Source organism: Aetokthonos hydrillicola CCALA 1050, assembly GCF_017591665.1.
Lineage (GTDB): Bacteria > Cyanobacteriota > Cyanobacteriia > Cyanobacteriales > Nostocaceae > Aetokthonos > Aetokthonos hydrillicola.
This window is the reverse complement of the sequence record NZ_JAAKGC010000054.1, coordinates 1-17,862: the sequence shown is the minus strand read 5'-3', so window position 1 is coordinate 17,862 and position 17,862 is coordinate 1. Positions and strand designations below refer to the sequence as shown.

At 38.9% G+C, this 17,862-nt stretch carries 9 protein-coding genes and 2 pseudogenes; 3 read left to right on the top strand and 8 right to left on the bottom strand.

The window, feature by feature from the left end; translation table 11 throughout:
* Positions 1 to 178 precede the first annotated feature (178 nt).
* The 5 genes and pseudogenes from G4P69_RS23425 to G4P69_RS39440 form a co-directional block, all read right to left on the bottom strand.
* Positions 179 to 568 carry a VOC family protein gene (locus tag G4P69_RS23425; protein ID WP_208351516.1) on the bottom strand — a complete coding sequence of 130 codons (390 nt, stop codon included), beginning with the start codon at positions 566 to 568 and terminating at the stop codon, positions 179 to 181.
* Between the two features lie 142 nt (positions 569 to 710).
* On the bottom strand, positions 711 to 1,550 hold the full coding sequence (locus tag G4P69_RS23420; RefSeq protein WP_208351504.1) for a TauD/TfdA family dioxygenase: 840 nt from the start codon (positions 1,548 to 1,550) through the stop codon (positions 711 to 713).
* Positions 1,551 to 1,609: 59 nt separating this feature from the next.
* Positions 1,610 to 2,434, bottom strand: a complete 825-nt coding sequence (locus G4P69_RS23415) for a TenA family transcriptional regulator (RefSeq protein ID WP_208351502.1) — start codon at positions 2,432 to 2,434, stop codon at positions 1,610 to 1,612.
* An 872-nt stretch (positions 2,435 to 3,306) separates the two neighbouring features.
* A complete protein-coding gene (locus tag G4P69_RS23410) occupies positions 3,307 to 6,900 on the bottom strand; it encodes a tetratricopeptide repeat protein (protein WP_208351499.1) in 3,594 nt (1,197 codons plus the stop codon).
* 483 nt (positions 6,901 to 7,383) lie between these two features.
* Positions 7,384 to 7,856, bottom strand: a pseudogene (locus tag G4P69_RS39440) (fatty acid hydroxylase).
* A gap of 420 nt (positions 7,857 to 8,276) precedes the next feature.
* On the opposite strand from G4P69_RS39440, the gene G4P69_RS23405 reads away from it, so the two are divergent.
* The 3 genes and pseudogenes from G4P69_RS23405 to G4P69_RS23395 form a co-directional block, all read left to right on the top strand.
* Positions 8,277 to 9,194, top strand: a complete 918-nt coding sequence (locus tag G4P69_RS23405) for a hypothetical protein (protein ID WP_208351497.1) — start codon at positions 8,277 to 8,279, stop codon at positions 9,192 to 9,194.
* Positions 9,195 to 9,244: 50 nt separating this feature from the next.
* Positions 9,245 to 10,087 (top strand): hypothetical protein, encoded by an 843-nt coding sequence (locus G4P69_RS23400; RefSeq protein ID WP_208351495.1) that lies wholly within the window; start codon positions 9,245 to 9,247, stop codon positions 10,085 to 10,087.
* A gap of 118 nt (positions 10,088 to 10,205) precedes the next feature.
* A pseudogene (locus tag G4P69_RS23395) lies at positions 10,206 to 12,827 on the top strand (DNA polymerase III subunit alpha); the annotation flags it as partial.
* A 7-nt stretch (positions 12,828 to 12,834) separates the two neighbouring features.
* Here G4P69_RS23395 and G4P69_RS23390 read toward each other — a convergent pair.
* From G4P69_RS23390 to G4P69_RS40495, 3 genes are all read right to left on the bottom strand, one after another.
* Positions 12,835 to 14,130, bottom strand: a complete 1,296-nt coding sequence (locus G4P69_RS23390; RefSeq protein WP_208351489.1) for a dicarboxylate/amino acid:cation symporter — start codon at positions 14,128 to 14,130, stop codon at positions 12,835 to 12,837.
* Positions 14,131 to 14,300: 170 nt separating this feature from the next.
* Entirely contained in the window at positions 14,301 to 16,046 is a 1,746-nt protein-coding gene (locus G4P69_RS23385) for a hybrid sensor histidine kinase/response regulator (RefSeq protein WP_208351486.1), read from the bottom strand.
* 225 nt (positions 16,047 to 16,271) lie between these two features.
* Positions 16,272 to 17,732 carry an ATP-binding protein gene (locus tag G4P69_RS40495; RefSeq protein ID WP_338001572.1) on the bottom strand — a complete coding sequence of 487 codons (1,461 nt, stop codon included), beginning with the start codon at positions 17,730 to 17,732 and terminating at the stop codon, positions 16,272 to 16,274.
* Between the last annotated feature and the right edge of the window lie 130 nt (positions 17,733 to 17,862).

Genomic DNA, 17,862 nt, shown 5'->3' with positions numbered 1-17,862 from the left:
AAATAGCTTTGTGTCTAGCTCCTGAGTAAAAGCATTTTACTTGTGTTACTTGTCTTCCATCTCGCTGGGATAAAATCTAAGATTCTCATTCCTGTATTCTCAACGCCAGATCCTATAAGTCGGGCAATGCCCGCACTCACGCCTTCTGACTCCTGAATTCTGACTTCTGAATTCTTTTTCAATACACTATTTCTCCATCTAAAAATGACTTAAATTGGAGTACATTGTTTGAAGGATCTTTCAAGAAAAAGGTTAAAAGTTCTGTTCCTCTGTATTCTAAGAAAGGTTCTTGAATGAATTCAAGATTGTGCTTTTTCGCAGCCTCTAATACAGCATGAAAATCTTCCTTGCTTTGAAAATTTATTCCAAAGTGTCTAGGATAAATTTCTGGGGAATTATCTACTTTTTCAGGATGAAGATGACATATTAACTGGGCACTGAAGAAATTAAAACTAATTCTGTCTGGAGATCTACGTCCCACCTTACAACCTAATTTTTTCTCGTAAAAATCCTGAGCTTCATCTAAGTCTCTACAGGGTATTGCTAAATGAAATATTGAATCTTTCATGTTTTCTCCTAATCAACAAGATAGAAACTGATTGTTTATCAAACAGAATTTAGGATTCATTTGTGCAACAAAAAGTTATTCCTGATTGAAATCTGGGTGCATGGGGATTAATTGGTAACTGATAACTGATAACTGTTCACTGTTAAGACTTGGGAGTGAACCCTAACTGAAATCCATAGGGATAGGTTGACTTTCCAGAAAACCACAATTTATTTAATCTACGAGGCTCATCTGTGGCATAAGCAGATCTTCCATGAAATATACAAGTATTATCTATTACGAGTATTTGATTAGCTTGAAGTTTAAAAGTCAATTGATTTTTAGGATCATTAACATACTCTTTGATCAGATAAAACGCATTTTTCACAGCTTCTTTGATTTCAATAGAAGCATCAGCTGTTTCTGATCTAAAAATCATGCGAACTTTGTTGTTTTCTACCTTGAAGATAGCGTGGGTGGCTATCTGATCGCCTCTTTCTATGTAAAATGCTTCGTTATCAAATAAACTTTGTAATTCTTGCGGGTAGTTTTTAGCCAAGTAATCGTAGATAGATTCAGCATGAACTATTTGTGACAATCCTCCATTTTGAGAAGGTACTTCACATTGTAAAGCGAGCATCTTAGGAGGCTCTATTTCAAATGAACCATCTGTGTGCATTGGAGCAATATCATTCGTTGTATCGAGATAGCCGGGGGAATTTGGTATGTATCTAACTGGAACAATACCATCTTCTTCAGAGCGTTTATGCCACTTTACGGGACCTAATAAATTTGTTAAAGCTAATATATTTTCTCTGGGATTGTCAGATGGTTCACAATCTAGAATCAAAAAATGAAAATCATTCATTATTTCCCAGAATTTTTGTTGTTCTAAGTCTGAAATATTTCCAATATTACTAACTTTTAAAGTTATTTGAGCGATTCTAAGAGAACTCAAATCAGTATTCTTTACTGAATCTTCAAGTGTTTTGTTATAGTTCATATTCTGCTCAGGTGAATTTAGAGGAACTAATTCTTGGAATTTCTGATTCGTAAATGATTTTAGATTGCGAGATCCAAAGCTATTTTTTTTTCAACAGAGGCAGATAGAAGCGTGTCATAAAAGGCTTTACGAGCTATGGCTGCCATTTCAACACCTTGCCAGACTTGCTGAATTTCTCTGGGAGAATCAGCAATTTGTTCCATGACATGAATAATTTCATTGGCATGGGTTTCATCACATTCACAATGAAGTCGAAAAAATTCTTGTCCGTTCTGAGAAATTCCCAACCTTTGTAATCCTTCCAAAATCAATTTGTTTTCATAGGGTAGAATAGCTTCTGTAAAGCTGATAGCACCCAATCCAATAAAGACTGAGTGATTGAAGCACGCTTCTGTATAGGTTTGGATGTAAAACTGAGTGCCTGAAAATAAATCTCTTGCCGATACGGGCAGAGGTAAGGATTCACCAATTCTCAAAATTCCCAATTCTTCAAACAATTGCTGCCACATTTGAGAATGGGGTTTATTTGAGTGAGTACTGTTCTCGACTAGTCCATGTTCTTCATATAAATTATTCAGTAAGGGAATACGAGCCTCCGATGTTGTGAGTTTTGCTACTACAGATGTCAGCCAATTAGGAAAGCACCAACTAAGCAAATACCTCTGCTGCAACCAATTTGTAATAACCTCCTTACTCAAAAGTCCCTTTTGAAAGGCAATTAGCCAAGGGCTAGACAAAATCTCGTGGTGTCTAGCATACTGGAGAATCTCCTTGACGGGACGTATGGTATTAATCTCAGCAATATCAGCTCTTTGTATAGTCAATATTTGAGTGGTATCTTGCTGTGGATACAAAGACTGGATATATGCTACGAAGTCTTTCATATGCTACTACTCTAACAATTTTGGTTCGACATCAAAATTTGCTCTGAATTCGCTTGATAACCATTTTTTGAATTGTTTCGACATCTCTAGCAAGCTGAGTTTTAACACAACAAACTCAAACAGAGTAATTAAGACTTAATTTTTAACTGACTTTTGACACCCTCAAGTGCCAGATTAGGAGCTACTTTTCGCATAGCCAACAATCGGGTGTAGGGTGTATCGGAAGAGGAATCATGCGCGGGGTTTTGGTGTTGCCCACGTTTGAAAAAATATGTTTTCGCAACGCGCAGCGCGCGTATTCACTGCGTCGTTATTCTAATCCCATGACTTCAGCCGTGGGTTCCCTACACTCCACACCCTACACCCTACCCCGTGTTCATCCACATTTGTGGAAGACACTCTTTTGCAGGTGGTTAAACTGTACCAATTTCGGCGTTGAGAGGCTTAAATATGGAGAATTTTGCCTAGGATGTACTGCTAGACACTCTATATGCCTCTTGATTTTGTCTTGCAAATAATCAAAGGAGTGAGGGATTACTTTCTCTCTAGCGGTGTCGGGATGTTACAGGGAACAGGGGGTTAGGGCAATGATTTAAATCGAAACCCAAACTTGTAGATTATAAGTACATACACAAAATTATTTACACATCCGATTCTTTGAACAATAAGGTTGTTTTTGGGTGTTGAGATTAACCCAGTGTGTAATTAACTGTGTTTTCCTTCTTAGAAGGTCAAACTTTAGACCCCCCAGAGGTGAACAAATAAAACTTCTAAATGTAGAATATCGTTATTAAAAAATTAAGTCAACTCTGTCTTTTTAGGAAATTATACTCTGAAAAATAAAAAAGTGGCTATTAACAGTATACTTGCATTCAATGTGGATTCTTTAACCGACGCCAAAGATTAGGTACCCAATCCCACAAACCTAGGTGATTAGGTAATGTTAGATTTGTTTTACTAAGACGCCTAATCGAATTCTTGCAAATTTGCACTTGAGCATCAATACTCATTGCATAAAACAATTCATGGGCATTTTGATAGGCAGCTATTGCGTCGGATTGCCAGTTAAGATTTTCTAATGTCACACCTAAGTTAAGTAAAACATTAGCTTCTCCCAGAAGATCGCCTATATCTTTTTTAATCTGGCTACATTGTTGGAAAAACTTAAGCGCTTGTTGATACTGCCCAAGAAAGTAGTAAGTATTACCCAAATTCTTTAAAGCTGTGGCTTCACTAATGCGATTGTCTATTTCTTTGGCTATTTCCCTAGCCTCGTGAAATAACTTAATGGCTTGCTGGTACTGCCCAAGGAAGTAGTAAGTATTACCCAAATTGTTTAAGGAAGTCCCTTCGCCATTCAGATCCCCTATCTCCATAGCGATTTCTCTAGACTGTTGGTACGACTGTAGCGCTTGTTGATACTTGCCCAAAGAGTTGTATGCATTACCCAACCCGATTAATGAAGTCTGTTCCCCATAGCGATCGCCAATCTCGTTTTTGATCTCCTTTGACTCCTGGTACAACTCTAGGGCATCTTCATACTTGCCCAAACAGTAATAAGCATTACCCAAATTGTTTAACGAAGTACTTTCACCGTGGCGATCGCCAATTTCCTTTTTGATCTCCCTTGACTGTTGAAGGAAGTACACGGCTTGTTGGTACTCCCCTAAGTAGTAGAAAGCGTTACCCAAATTGTTTAGAGAAGTCCCCTCCCCGTAGCGATCGCCGATCTCTTTCGCTATCTCTGTTGACTGCAAGAGGAACACAATAGCTTGTTGGTAATGCCCCCAAGAGTAGTAAGCATTACCTAAGTTGCCTAATGAATTCCCCTCGGCATTGAGATCGCCAATTTCTTTAAAAATTTCCCGTGACTGCTCAAGGAATTTAATAGCTTGTTGGTATTGCCCTATGGATTTGTAAGTATTACCCAAACTGATTAAGGAGTTCCCCTCGCCGTAGAGATCACCAACTTCTTTAAAGATTTCCCGTGACTGCTCAAGGAATTTAATAGCTTGTTGGTATTGTCCGATAGATTTATAAGCATTACCCAAATTACCTAACGAACTGCCTTCACCATAGCGATCGCCAATTTCTTTAAATATTTCTCGTGATTGCTGAAGAAATACAATAGCTTGATGATATTGCCCTAACGATCTGTAAGCGTTGCCCAAATTCCCTAAAGAAGTCGCTTCGCCATAGCGATCGCCAATTTCCTTAAATATGTCTCGTGATTCCTGAAGGCACTCTATAGCCTGTTGGTATTGTCCCAAAGAGTTATACGCACTACCCAAACCAATTAAAGAATTCCCTTCCCCGTAGCGATCGCTAATATTGCTGGCTATATTTCTTGATTGCTGGAGGCATTCAAGAGCTTGTCGGTATTGCCCCAGAGAATTGTACGCATTACCCAAAGTGATTAAAGAATTACCCTCTCCATTCAGATCCCCTATCTCTCTGGAGATTTTCGTTGACTCCAAAAGAAACTCAATAGCTTGTTCGTATTCTCCTAGAGAGTAGTAAGCATTACCCAAATTGATTAAGGAAGCGCTTTCGCCATAGCGATCCCCAATATCTTTTTTTATCTGCCTTGATTGCTGGTACAGATGAATCGCTTGCTGATACTGTCCTAAAGAGTAATAAGCATTGCCCAAGTTGCCTAACGAGGTTCCTTCGCCATGGCGATCGCCCATCTCTCTTTTGAGCTTTGTTGATTGTTGGAAGACTTCGATAGCTTGCTCGTACTGCCCCAGAAAGTTGTAAGCACTACCTAACCCGATTAAGCTACTACTTTCCCCATCAATATCGCTGATCTCAATAGCGATCTCTCTTGATTGCAACAGAAATTCAATAGCCTGTTTGTACTGCCCCAGAGAATTATGAGCATTACCCAAACAAATTAACGAATTCACCTCACTGTAGCGATCGCCTATTTCCACAGCAATCTCCCTTGATTGCAACAGGAGTTCAATAGCTTGTTGGTACTGCCCCAGAGAATTATACGCATTCCCTAATGAAGTGAGAGTAGCTAGATAATCCTGGTTTTTTTCATGTCTCGTTTTTTCCCAAGCTACTATGAACTTTCCGTATAAATTTACAAGATCAGTGTAATAGCCGTGCATTGTCAAGAAACTATTACATGCCTTTAATATATTAAAGGCTGAGTCATAATTTTCTAATTGATACCAGTGATAGAGAACTTCTAAATATTCCTTAATATTTTCTTTAGTCTGCCAAGGCTTCTGCTTAGCATTCAGAAGATAGTAGTTAATAGCTTGTTGATGAACTGCTGTTTGTTCACCAGCCTTGTACCGCAAATAGTCTAACACCACTGGGTGAAACTCAAACTGCTGATGATTGAGTGTTTCTAACAACAGAGAACGCTTAACAAAATTCCTTAATTCTCCCTCGATATCAAACTGCGAAATGCCAGAAAACACTGCCGCCGCCGCACTAACGTCAATAGAACCACGATAAACACTAAGATTGAGCAATAAAGCTTTTTGCAATTCGCTCAAGCGTGCAAAACTGGCATCTAGCACCGATACCATCCCCACATTTACCCGTTGGTACTGCCTACTGATCAATGAGTCTGTTAACAACTGCGGTAAATGCCCCAAATCTAAATCTGCTAATCTTGCTAAATTAGGATCTTGAGGATATTCTTCAGTTAACAAATCTGCTACTAATCTCAATAACAAGGGATGTCCATCTACCAATTTAACGAACTCTGTTAAATTGCCTTTAATTCCTGACTCTGCTAACAGTGCTGCTCCGTCTTCCACTTGCAAACCGTAGAGAGATAACCATTGAAATCCTTGTAATTCTGGTTTTTCTCTTGTTGTTACTAACACCTTACTACGACCACTATATTTCACCCACGCGCTGAAAAAATCGCCGTACAATTGACTTGCCCATTGTCTATTTGGTTGTAATAAACCGTCTAGGTTATCGATAATCAGCAAATATTCACCTTGTTGCAAACACTTCATTAGCGCCTTGAGCAACAGAGCTTCTTGTTCTGGTATAGGAAAACCAAACTCAGTGAGTGCTTGGCGGGCTAAATCGCTAAAACCTGCCCCATAACTGACATCACCCCAGAATCGTTTAGAGAAACCCTCAAATTCTGCATAAATTTTAGCTGCTAGCGTTGATTTCCCTATACCGCCGATGCCTTGTATGCCAACTAAGGAAGTATTGTGATCAGCAAGCCATTGATGTATTTGGGTAATTTCTTTTTTACGCCCCTGCCAGTAAGCTAAAGTGTTGCGCGGATTCCCTGTTTTAAGAAACCTTGATAATTCTGGTAGAGGAAGTTTCTGCCATTTTTCTAGTATTGGTTTTATATGGTCAGCAATTTTGACTTCTATTGGGTTTAACTGCCCTACTGTACTCACCTGAGTAGCATCGTAGGCAGTGGCATTCATTTCAATATTATTGAATCTACTGGAGTTCGGGTTTTCTGCCATTGCCTACAACTGGGAGGAATTATTGCTAGTTGTTGCATTCTTATTGCAGTTAAAGAAGAACGTAGAACATACAACGTACAACGCAGTTATCAGAACTTTTAGTCTGTTAATCAGTCCTGAGTTCTTTGTGATTTATAAAGAAGAATTCAGGAGTCAGGAGCCAGAAGTCAGAATGAGCAATACTGGTTAAAACCTTGTCTATGAGTGGACGAGATAGGGGTTGAAACTTTTTTTAAAACACCATCCCCTTATGGGTGGTGTATTCTGACTCCTGAATTCTGTCTCCTGACTCCTATTTATTGATATCACATCTTAACATGATTCAGAAGTACTAAAACGAAAATAATAACGGAAAATTCTGGTTGAATTTCGAGAACATGCTAAAACTCAACCAGAAAGCAAACGAGAATATTAACACTTAGGGTAGTGAAAGTATTACAACAAGCGGAACTCAAAAATTGTATTGCACGATCGCCGTGATAGCTAGATGTGTGATTGTCTCAGATGTAACCTTAAAAGACGTAGCCAGCGTAGCCAAGTTTTAGCAGGTTGCTCAAAAAATGTCAAAATATCACCATAAGCTAAATTAGTTTTTTGATGGTGTAACCAATGTCTTTCAGGGGTTGTAATAAATAGAACCTTGCATACAAAAATTATGAACTGTGGAGTGTGGCAACCTAAAGCAAGAATGTGTCTCCACCACACATGAAACTGGCCTAAGAGTAAGCCAAAGATAAGGCCAGATGGAGATCAAAACCACAGAAATAATGCTACCAAAAGATACGGGAAAGCACCGAGAACACCATCGAGAAGAACCGGAAGATTGAAGATCAAAATAGCATAGTGAGGAAAGTCTTTTTCCCAGAGTGATGTGTTTGCAGGTGAAGAGTCCCAAAAACATGTTCCGAATTGCTATAGAAGAATGTAGAAAGTATATATTTGCTTATATATGTCACTTACACTGCATGTTTAAATGACACGAAATCAAAGCCACTTCCTTTTTTATAGACCATTTCAGGCACTTTTTCTTTAGCAAATTACTAGGGATAAAATACTATTGCTTTAGAATTGAAAATTTGGTGTTATTTGTGACGCTTATGATAAAGTAGGGAAAGAAGGTGTAGAGCTTTTTATAAGCGCCTGCCAAATCTAGCATTCATTTCTGTGTAAAGTGCATTTACCAAAACAAAATAGCTTGGCATAACTCTTTAGAATTATCAGAGTTTCTGATATTAGCAAGCTAGAACACTTTAGCACTCAGGGTGTCGAAATAGACAAAGTTTAGAAACTGAAATTAAGTGTTTACCTATCTAAAACCTGTTAATTTGCTACAGAATTAAGCTCCAGAGTTCCCAAGCTCCCGCAAAGCAGTGTGTATGAAGACTAACAAAAAAAAGTATGTTATGAGCAAACAAGCCCAGATTGTCATGGTCTTCGTATTGATCAGCATTTTGTCTGTTTTTGGTAGGCTAATGCCTTTCAAAATTGCTACAGCGAACGCTACACAGTTGTTACAAATTACAACAAACCTGACTAACACACCATCTTTTCTGTTAGCGGATTCCGGTAATATCACAAGCCAGGAAAAATTACCAGCACCTGTGAAAAATGCTGTTCTAAAAGTTGCATCTCAAGATGTAAAGTTACCAACCTCTAAGCTAAAAATCATTGAAGCTCAGCCTCGGACTTGGAACAATGGGTGTTTAGAAGTGTCAAGTGCTGATGAATTATGCACTCAGGTATTGGTTAATGGTTGGGAAGTGGCTGTTAGAGCCAGTGGGAAAACTTTGGTTTATCACACCAATGATTCTGGCTCTGTTGTGAGATTAAACCCTAATAAGAGCGAAATCTCACAAAATCAATCACCCACTACTAAAGAGGAACAAATTCAACCTGTTACGATTCCCCGGAGTGAGTTACCCCCACCTCTAGAAAGAAATGTTATATTTCAGCAAATTTCCAGTGGTGGTTTTGCTGGGATAACGGATAAAACTATGTTACTAAATGATGGGTCCATAATTCATGTTAATATCAAAAACACCAATAATTCTTCCCGTAATGTGAGACGTATTTCTCGCTCACAAGTGCAACAATTTCAAGACTTGCTAAAAAAAGAGAAATTTAGCAAATTCAAAAATCAAAGTTATCCAGCATCTACGGGCTCGGCTGATTACAAGACTTACACGTTAACTAGCCGTGAAGGAACCGTTCAATATAATGATATTTCTCAAAGCCATTTGCCTAATGAGTTGCAGATAATTATTAAAGCCTGGAGTCAGATCACTCAATCATAAGCAGGGTTTTAATTTACCTCAACTGTGGTAATAGAAGGATGTTCTCAATTATGAAGCGGCGACAGTTTATTCAGAATATAGTAGCTGGCACAGCAGCAACATCTGTGTTAGTCAACTTAGGCAAGAAAGCTCATGCTTATGACTTTCCTGTTCCGTCACAGTCACTCTATGGTGTGCGTGCTGTTGATAACACAGCACAGATGTTTTCTTTAAACTTAACCAATAGTTCGGTTAACGATTTAACTGCTCAAAATCTTGAGCTTACATTACAACCCAACGAGCGAATAAGCGGTTTTACAGTCTTAGCTGATGGCAGAGTTGTGGTTGCTACTTCCCCTGCAACGACTTCGCAAAACCCTAAGCCTAGTCGGCTGCTTTGTTTCTCAGATGCTCTACCAGCGTTACAAGGTTTAGACAAAAATAGTACAATAGAGAGTCTGTGCGCTCCTAAAGGTGGTGGGATTCTAAGTATCATTAGTCTCAACCAAGGAACTCCTCCCTTTAAGTTAGCAAAAATTGACTTAAAAACAGGTCAGGTAAGTTTTATCAACAACTTCTCTTTGCCGGAAAATCAGCGTTTTAGCAATCTTACCCAATGCCCAAAGGGACACCTTTACGCCACTAATATTAGTGGACAAGGCTCTGTTAAGATTGTGCAGATATTCTTGGATCAGGGAACCTATAAGACTTTATCAGAACTTAGGTACAACGGTAAGCCTTTGTCAAATGATGTTCAAAGTCAAGCTTACTCTCCATTAGACAATGGAACCTTTGTCTTAGCCAACCCCACCTATCAAAGCACGAGTTCTGTGTTCTGGGTAAATGAAGAAACAGGTGTGTTGGAGCTAGTAACCTCATTTGCAGCAGATAAGATTGCTTTTGCACCTTCTTAGCTAGTCCTTGAAGATTGGAGGGGCTTACCAAGGTTTGCCCCTGCATTTACACAAAACAGGACAAACTGCGTTATTCTGGAAAACGTTTCTGTTTTTTGGCTTCTGGTGGGAACGTAATATGTCCTTCGTACCTTTGCACATTCATAGTGACTACAGTCTGCTTGATGGAGCAAGTCAATTGCAAGATTTAGTTGATCGAGCGATCGCGCTAGGGATGAAAGCGATCGCCTTGACTGATCACGGTGTGATGTACGGTGCGATTGAACTGATCAAAATCTGCCGCAGCAAGAATATTAAGCCAATCATCGGCAACGAAATGTATGTAATCAACGGCGATATCACAAAACAAGAACGCCGTCCTCGCTATCATCAAGTTGTTTTAGCTAAAAATACAAAAGGTTACAAACATTTAGTAAAATTAACCACAGACTCTCACCTCAAAGGTGTACAAGGCAAGGGAATTTTTTCGCGTCCTTGCATCAATAAAGAATATCTCAAACAATACCATGAAGGTTTGATTGTTACGAGTGCTTGTTTAGGTGGGGAAATACCCCAAGCTATTCTCAGTAATAAGCTAGAGGCTGCTCGTAAAGTTGCTCGTTGGTATAAAGAAGTTTTTGGGGATGATTTTTATTTAGAAATTCAAGACCACGGCTCTCCAGAAGACCGTATTGTTAATGTAGAAATTGTTAAAATTGCCCGAGAGCTAGATATTAAATTTATCGCTACGAACGATTCCCACTTTATCTCTTGTTACGACGTTGAAGCACACGACGCTTTACTGTGTATTCAGACAGGCAAATTGATTGCTGAAGATAACCGCATGCGCTATAGCGGTACTGAATATTTAAAATCAACTGAGGAGATGAAGCAGCTATTTCGAGACCATTTGCCTGATGATGTTATAGAGGAGGCGATCGCAACAACTTTAGAAATTGCAGACAAGGTAGAGCCTTACCAAATCATGGGTGAGCCTCGCATCCCTAATTATCCTATTCCATCAGGTCATACTGCGGACACTTATGTCGAAGAAGTGGCTTGGCAAGGGCTTTTAGAACGATTAAATCGCAAATCTAGAAATGAAGTTGACCAAGTTTACAAAGATCGACTGGAATATGAGTTAAAAATGCTTCAGCAAATGGGATTTTCCACATATTTTTTAGTTGTGTGGGACTACATCAAATTTGCAAGAGATACTGGTATACCAGTTGGACCTGGCAGGGGTTCAGCGGCAGGTTCTTTGGTAGCATATGCTATGCAAATAACCAACATTGATCCGGTACATCACGGATTGTTATTTGAGAGATTTCTCAACCCTGAACGTAAATCAATGCCTGATATTGATACAGATTTCTGTATTGATAAACGAGATCAAGTTATTGATTACGTTACAGAAAAATATGGCAAAGACAGAGTTGCCCAAATCATCACCTTTAACCGTCTGACTTCCAAAGCAGTTTTAAAAGATGTTGCCAGGGTGTTAAATATTCCCTACGGTGAAGCAGACAAAATGGCAAAGTTAATCCCTGTTTCACGGGGTAAACCGACTAAACTGTCGGTGATGATTTCTGAGGATACACCAGAACCAGAGTTTAAAAACAAATACGATAACGATCCGAGCGTTCGCCATTGGCTTGATATGGCGATCCGCATTGAGGGAACTAACAAAACCTTTGGCGTTCATGCAGCAGGTGTGGTGATATCTGCTGACCCTCTAGATGAAATTGTACCGCTACAAAGAAATAATGACGGTTCTGTGATTACCCAGTATTTTATGGAAGATCTAGAAGCACTGGGCTTATTGAAGATGGATTTCTTAGGGTTAAGAAACCTGACGACAATCCAGAGAACAATTGATTTGATTCACGAAAATCGAGGATTTAAGATTGATCCTTATGACATAACTAGCCAAGAAAGAAAAGCGCAGAAGATATTAGCCAAAGGAGAATTGAACACACTACCCAAAGATGTCAAGAAGACATACGAGCTGTTAGAAGCCAGTGAATTAGAGGGTGTTTTTCAATTAGAATCTTCTGGAATGCGCCAGATAGTGCGCGATTTGAAACCCTCTAATATAGAAGATATTTCTTCGATTCTAGCACTTTATCGACCAGGGCCATTAGATGCAGGACTGATTCCTAAGTTTATTAACAGAAAACACGGTCGAGAGAAAATAGAATATGAACACTCTATACTTGAACCTGTTCTAGACGAAACTTATGGAATTATGGTCTATCAAGAGCAAATCATGAAAATTGCTCAAGATATGGCTGGATATTCTCTAGGGCAAGCCGATTTGCTACGCCGTGCTATGGGAAAGAAAAAAGTTTCCGAGATGCAAAAGCAACGAGAAAAATTCGTTGACGGTGCAGCAAAAAATGGAGTAAAGAAGCAAATAGCTGAAGATTTATTCGAGCAAATGTTAAAATTTGCCGAATATTGCTTGAGTTATGATACTGAGGTTTTAACCAGAGAATATGGTTTTCTCAAGATTGGGGAAATTGTAGAAAACCGTATAGAATGCACGGTTTACACAGTTGATAGTAATGGGAATATTTACACACAACCTATTGCACAATGGCATAATCGTGGTCAACAAGAGGTTTTTGAATATTCTTTAGAAGATGGTTCTGTTATTCGGGCAACAAAAGACCATAAGTTTATGACTACAGATGGTCAGATGTTACCTATTGATGAAATATTTGAGCGAGGGTTGGAGTTGAAGCAAATACATGGTTTGGGTGATCTTAATTCGTCACTGATTCCTCTTGTTCAAGAGAGCGAGGAGTTTTGCCATCAAGTAAAGCACTAACAGTCATATCCCCCATAACATTGATCACAGTGCGGCTGCGATCTAGAAACCAGTCTACAGTTAAGAGTAAAGCGATGTACTGTGTAGGTAAGCCAACGGAACTGAAAACAAGTGTCATTGTCACCAACCCCGCTTCTGGAATACCGGCTGCACCTACTGAGGCAAAAATCGAGGTTATAATGACAACTAATTGCTGTCCTATATTTAAATGTAGCCCCAGCACTTGGGAAATAAACAATGCAGACATTGCCTCATAAAGAGCAGTCCCATCATTATTAAAGTTGGTGCCAACTAAAGCGCCCAAAGAAGCAGATGATTCCCGCAAGCCGATTTTTTCCTGCAAAATTTGAAATGTGACAGGCATTGTTGCTGTCGAGGAGTCTGTTGAAAAAGCTGTCAAAAAGGCATCGGAACCACCGCGCAGGAAGTTGATCGGTTTAACCCAAGAACCCAATTTGACTCTGGTGAGGTAATAGCAGGCTTGTAATGTTAGTCCTAGCAACACTGCGATCACAAACGCACCTAAAGATAGAAACGGTTCAAAGCCTTTTTCTGCTACTGTTTTTCCCACAATTGCAAAAACAGCGAAAGGAACCAAGGTAATCACCCAGTTGAGAATGCGGATCACCGCCTCAAACAAAATGCCAATCACCTCTTCTATCGCTTGGTATCCCGTCTTACCTTGAGCAACTTGCTCTGATTTTATAGCACGAAGGACAATGCCAAAGCTCAGAGCTACAACGATAAGTTGAAGGACATCATTATTAACTAGTGGTTGGAGAATGGCTTCTGGTATAGCATCTTTGAACAATCCCCAGGGATCTAGGTTTTGCTTGGCTGTGATTGTGCTTCCGGGGGCAGAAAAACGCCTCCAGGTGCCGGGGCGTAGAACATTAGCAACGAAAAGCCCTATTAGAATAGCTACAGTGGTGTTAGTTAATAGCAGTATACCTAAACGCCGTCCTACCCTACCTGGGATGTGGGTTGTCATCAAGGTATGCAGCACTGCTACAAAAATTAGAGGTGTAGCTAGAGCACGAAGGGCTTTTAGTACCAGTTGGGAGGGAATCGCCAAGTTCTCGATGAAGGCTTTATTGGCTTCATTGGGGTGTCCTGCACCTAGTGCAATTCCTAGAACTACAGCAAGAATCAGTGCGATGACGATTTGCAACGCAAGCGGGATTCGTTGCCAAAACGGACGATTGGTGTTCTCTGTTGTCGTTTCGTTCATTGCTAACGGCAGGTAGAGCGATGTTAATATTTAACACCACTTTGGCAATTTAAGATTTCGGATCCGATCCTATTTCTTCCCCTGCTCCGTTGCTCTTTCACGCCAACCCACCGCCTTCTCCTTATTTAAGGTGGAAAACGTTTCTGTTTTTCAGATCTCAGTGAAAACTTCTATCTCGTTATATATCTCCGTGGAAATTTAAGACAAAAAAGTGCTTGGTTGTTTTGACTTTTAACTTCAATACAAGCTTCTAGGATTTCCACCAATTTTCTAACCAATGGGAGCCCCAAATCAGTATAATCGTATTTCCAAAGTTCGTTATTTTTCATGCGATTAAAGTCATTAGAAATGAAGACTTTATCTTCCGGAGGGATTTCGACCGCAGTATTAGTATTCATGATACATAGAGCAATAGATGATTGACGAGTTTCCGTTTGAATGGTAATTATTCCACCTGCTGGAGTGTGCTTACAAACATTATGCACTAATTCCCGAACAATACGCTCTAAAATTTTTGGATCAACAGAAATATATAACTTTTCTAGTGCTAAATTTAGAATTAATTCCTGTTCCTGGTTACGAGCATCTCTCAAATATAAGTACACACGCTGCGAAAGCCAAAAATTGAGTTCAACTAATTGATTCTGTATAGTTTTGGCTTTAGTATCTAGATAACAAAGAGCTAGTAAATCATCAATTAATACCTTTTGTCGTTGACATGATTCATGAAAAATTCCAACGACTCGTTTAAAAGTAGGAGATTCTCTTGGATTGTTTTCACTGATCAAGATTTTTTCTAGAGTTTCGCTGGCAAGAGAAATAGTACTCATCGGTGCTTTTAATTTGTGAGAAATATGTTTTAGGAAATCGTCTTTGATATGATTTAGCCTAGCCAGTGTTTTGACTTGTTGATTAGCAGCTTTATAAAGTCGAGCTTGGCGAATGGCGATCGCACATTGAGAAGCCACCTGTTGCATTAGCTGAATCTCTAACAGAGAAAAGACTTCTTCTGGTGGTCTAAGTACCCAAAGGTTTCCCATAATTTCTTGTTTGTCAAAAATCGGACAAGCCAAGCGCGTTACTTGAACTCCTTGGGGATTAAATTGAGGAATGGTTTCTACCAATTGTAGAGGATTTTTATTTAGGAGTTGCTGATAAATTTCGGGAAAATCATTTATTTGTCTAGTTTGTCCTTGACCTTTGGGTAAAGTCATTGTATATTCGTGAGCTATAGTTGCTGTCATTCTATCGGAGTCATAAAGTTCAATTTGGCAGCAACTGATTTCAAGAATGCTTACTAACTCTTGAGCCGCTATCTGCAAGCTATAGCTCTCGTCCAGATTATCTCTAATTTTATCAGTAATACGTCGTACCAAGGCTTCAAAATCTAAAGCCTGTTTTAGCTGTCTGTTTTGTGCTGCTAGGATACGATGCATTGTTCGCAGATTGAGATGGGTTTCAATCCGTGCTGAAACCTCTTCCTGTTGGATAGGTTTAGTAATATAATCAACTGCACCTAGCTTGAATCCTTGAACCTTGTTAAAAGTTTCAGAAAGGGCAGTCAAGAAAATTACAGGAACGTCTCTGGTAGATGTTTTCTGTTTAAGGAGACGACATGTTTGAAAACCATCGAGATCGGGCATTAGTACATCTAATAAAATTAAGTCTAGGGGTTGGGATTCGGCAATTTGCAATGCACTTTCGCCATCTTCAGCTAACAAAACTTTGTAGCCCTTACTCTCTAAATAAGAAAACAATACCTGTAAATTATTTGGCGTATCATCTACAATCAATATTGTCTTTGAGTTATTAGTGGTAGAATTCGCTGCTAGTGTCCTATTTGGTGTTTGAGCAACAAAATGATTCAGAGTTTGAAAAAACTGCTGCGTTTCTGGCTCTATATTTTGTTTTAGCATAGACAGTAGTTGCAGAAATAAGCACTATTTGAGATACTTAATGATAGTTTACAGAACATAAAAGTGTCCACTTTGGAAAAAATATCCACTTTCAAAACGTATCGTTATTTTTTATTTCATAAAACTATAATCAATAATTTTTCAGTAATAAATTAGTGTAAATACTACTATTTACTGGGAGCATATCAATCTTGCAAAAAGATTGTAGTAGGAGCAAAATGCTCCCTACTCCCCTGCTCCCTGCTCCCTGCTAAGAGCTTCCTCTAAATGTTGTCGAATCAACTCCTTAAGTTTTTTCATTTGACAAGTTTCAGCTAACTTAATTATTTGTTGCATAAAATCAGTGGCTTGAGGTTCATCTTGCTGCCAATGATTTACTGCGGATATAACGCTTCGAATATCGCCCTGAATGATTAAATTCCAAAGATGAGTTAATTTCTCTTGAGAAAGAATGATTAAGGATTGAGCCGCAGTATTTTTAGCTGCTGGTGTTGCTGGTAATGGTTGAGTAAGCAGCGATCGCGTCGTGCCATCTGAAGTTATCCATTCAAGTTTTAAATAGATCTCAAGAATTCGCAGTAATTGCTCAAAACTAAGGGGTTTATTCAGAAATTCATTTGCTCCTACCTCATAACATTGAGATTTGTGTATGGGTAGGGTACTAGCAGAAATAATAATTATTGGCAAATCTTGGAACTGAGATTCTTTTCTTAAGCGTCTAATGGCTTCGCAACCATTTACTTCCGGCATGATTAAATCTAAAAAGATCGCATCTAACTTATTTTTATGAGTTAGAGCAATCGCTTCTGCGCCAGAACTTGCTTCGAGTATATCAAAACCTAAAGGAGTAAGAAAATTGACTAAAATATCTCGGTTGGTATCTATATCGTCCACAACTAAAATTCGCCGTTGTTCCCCTGTATAACCAGTAATTTCACGAGCAAAATCATCATTAGTTGTCACCATCATAGGAGTTTCTAGGACAGAAAAATTTAGATCGAACCAAAATGTACTCCCTTTCCCTAAAGTACTCTTAACTTGTATTTGAGAACCCATTTGCTCAGCTAGGTTTTGACTAATACTCAAACCCAGTCCTGTTCCTTCTTGAGATGATTCTGCTTTGATTGTATAGAAAGGTGTAAAAATATCTGCTAACCTCTCTTCAGGAATGCCAATACCTGTATCTTCAATGTAAAAACGAATTTTATCTTGGTTAGCAACAGAGGTAGAAGTTCTATCTATTTGTACTGCCGAAAAATTTGCAACGTAACCAACTTTAAAAATTACTTTACCTTTGTTTGTAAATTTTACTGCGTTACTGAGGAGATTGAGTAATAGTTGACGCAGACGGGTTGTATCTCCTTTTACCAATGTCGGTAAATCTCCAAGAATCTGGTGTTCAAACTCAATATTTTTCTCTTGGCAACGCATATGAATAATATCAGCAAGATTATCCAAAAATGAAGGCAGGATGAGTTCCCGTAATTCTAAATCGAGTTTACCTGCTTCAATTTTTGCTAAATATAAAATATCATTAATTAAAGTGAGTAAATGTTCCCCTGATTGTTGTATAACTTCAAGTCCACGCTGTTGGAGAGTGAGATTTGTAGTTTCTCGTTTGAGAATTTGAGTAAATCCTAAAATAGCATTGAGCGGAGTCCTCAATTCATGACTGGTGTGAGCAATAAACTGGAGTTTGGACTAAAAGCTCAGACAGAAGCAAAGCACGGATAGAAGAAAAGATAAAAAATAGACATTAGTACTGAGGCGCGGATTGATTGTTAGAGAGGAAAGCAGTCAGAAGTTACACTGACTG

Coding starts and splice junctions, on each gene's coding strand:
- G4P69_RS23410 (WP_208351499.1), bottom strand. CDS start 6,900: ATGGCAGAAAACCCGAACTCCAGTAGATTCAATAATATTGAAATGAAT.
- G4P69_RS23390 (WP_208351489.1), bottom strand. CDS start 14,130: ATGAACGAAACGACAACAGAGAACACCAATCGTCCGTTTTGGCAACGA.
- G4P69_RS23400 (WP_208351495.1), top strand. CDS start 9,245: ATGAAGCGGCGACAGTTTATTCAGAATATAGTAGCTGGCACAGCAGCA.
- G4P69_RS23425 (WP_208351516.1), bottom strand. CDS start 568: ATGAAAGATTCAATATTTCATTTAGCAATACCCTGTAGAGACTTAGAT.
- G4P69_RS23415 (WP_208351502.1), bottom strand. CDS start 2,434: ATGAAAGACTTCGTAGCATATATCCAGTCTTTGTATCCACAGCAAGAT.
- G4P69_RS23420 (WP_208351504.1), bottom strand. CDS start 1,550: ATGAACTATAACAAAACACTTGAAGATTCAGTAAAGAATACTGATTTG.
- G4P69_RS23405 (WP_208351497.1), top strand. CDS start 8,277: ATGAAGACTAACAAAAAAAAGTATGTTATGAGCAAACAAGCCCAGATT.
- G4P69_RS23385 (WP_208351486.1), bottom strand. CDS start 16,046: ATGCTAAAACAAAATATAGAGCCAGAAACGCAGCAGTTTTTTCAAACT.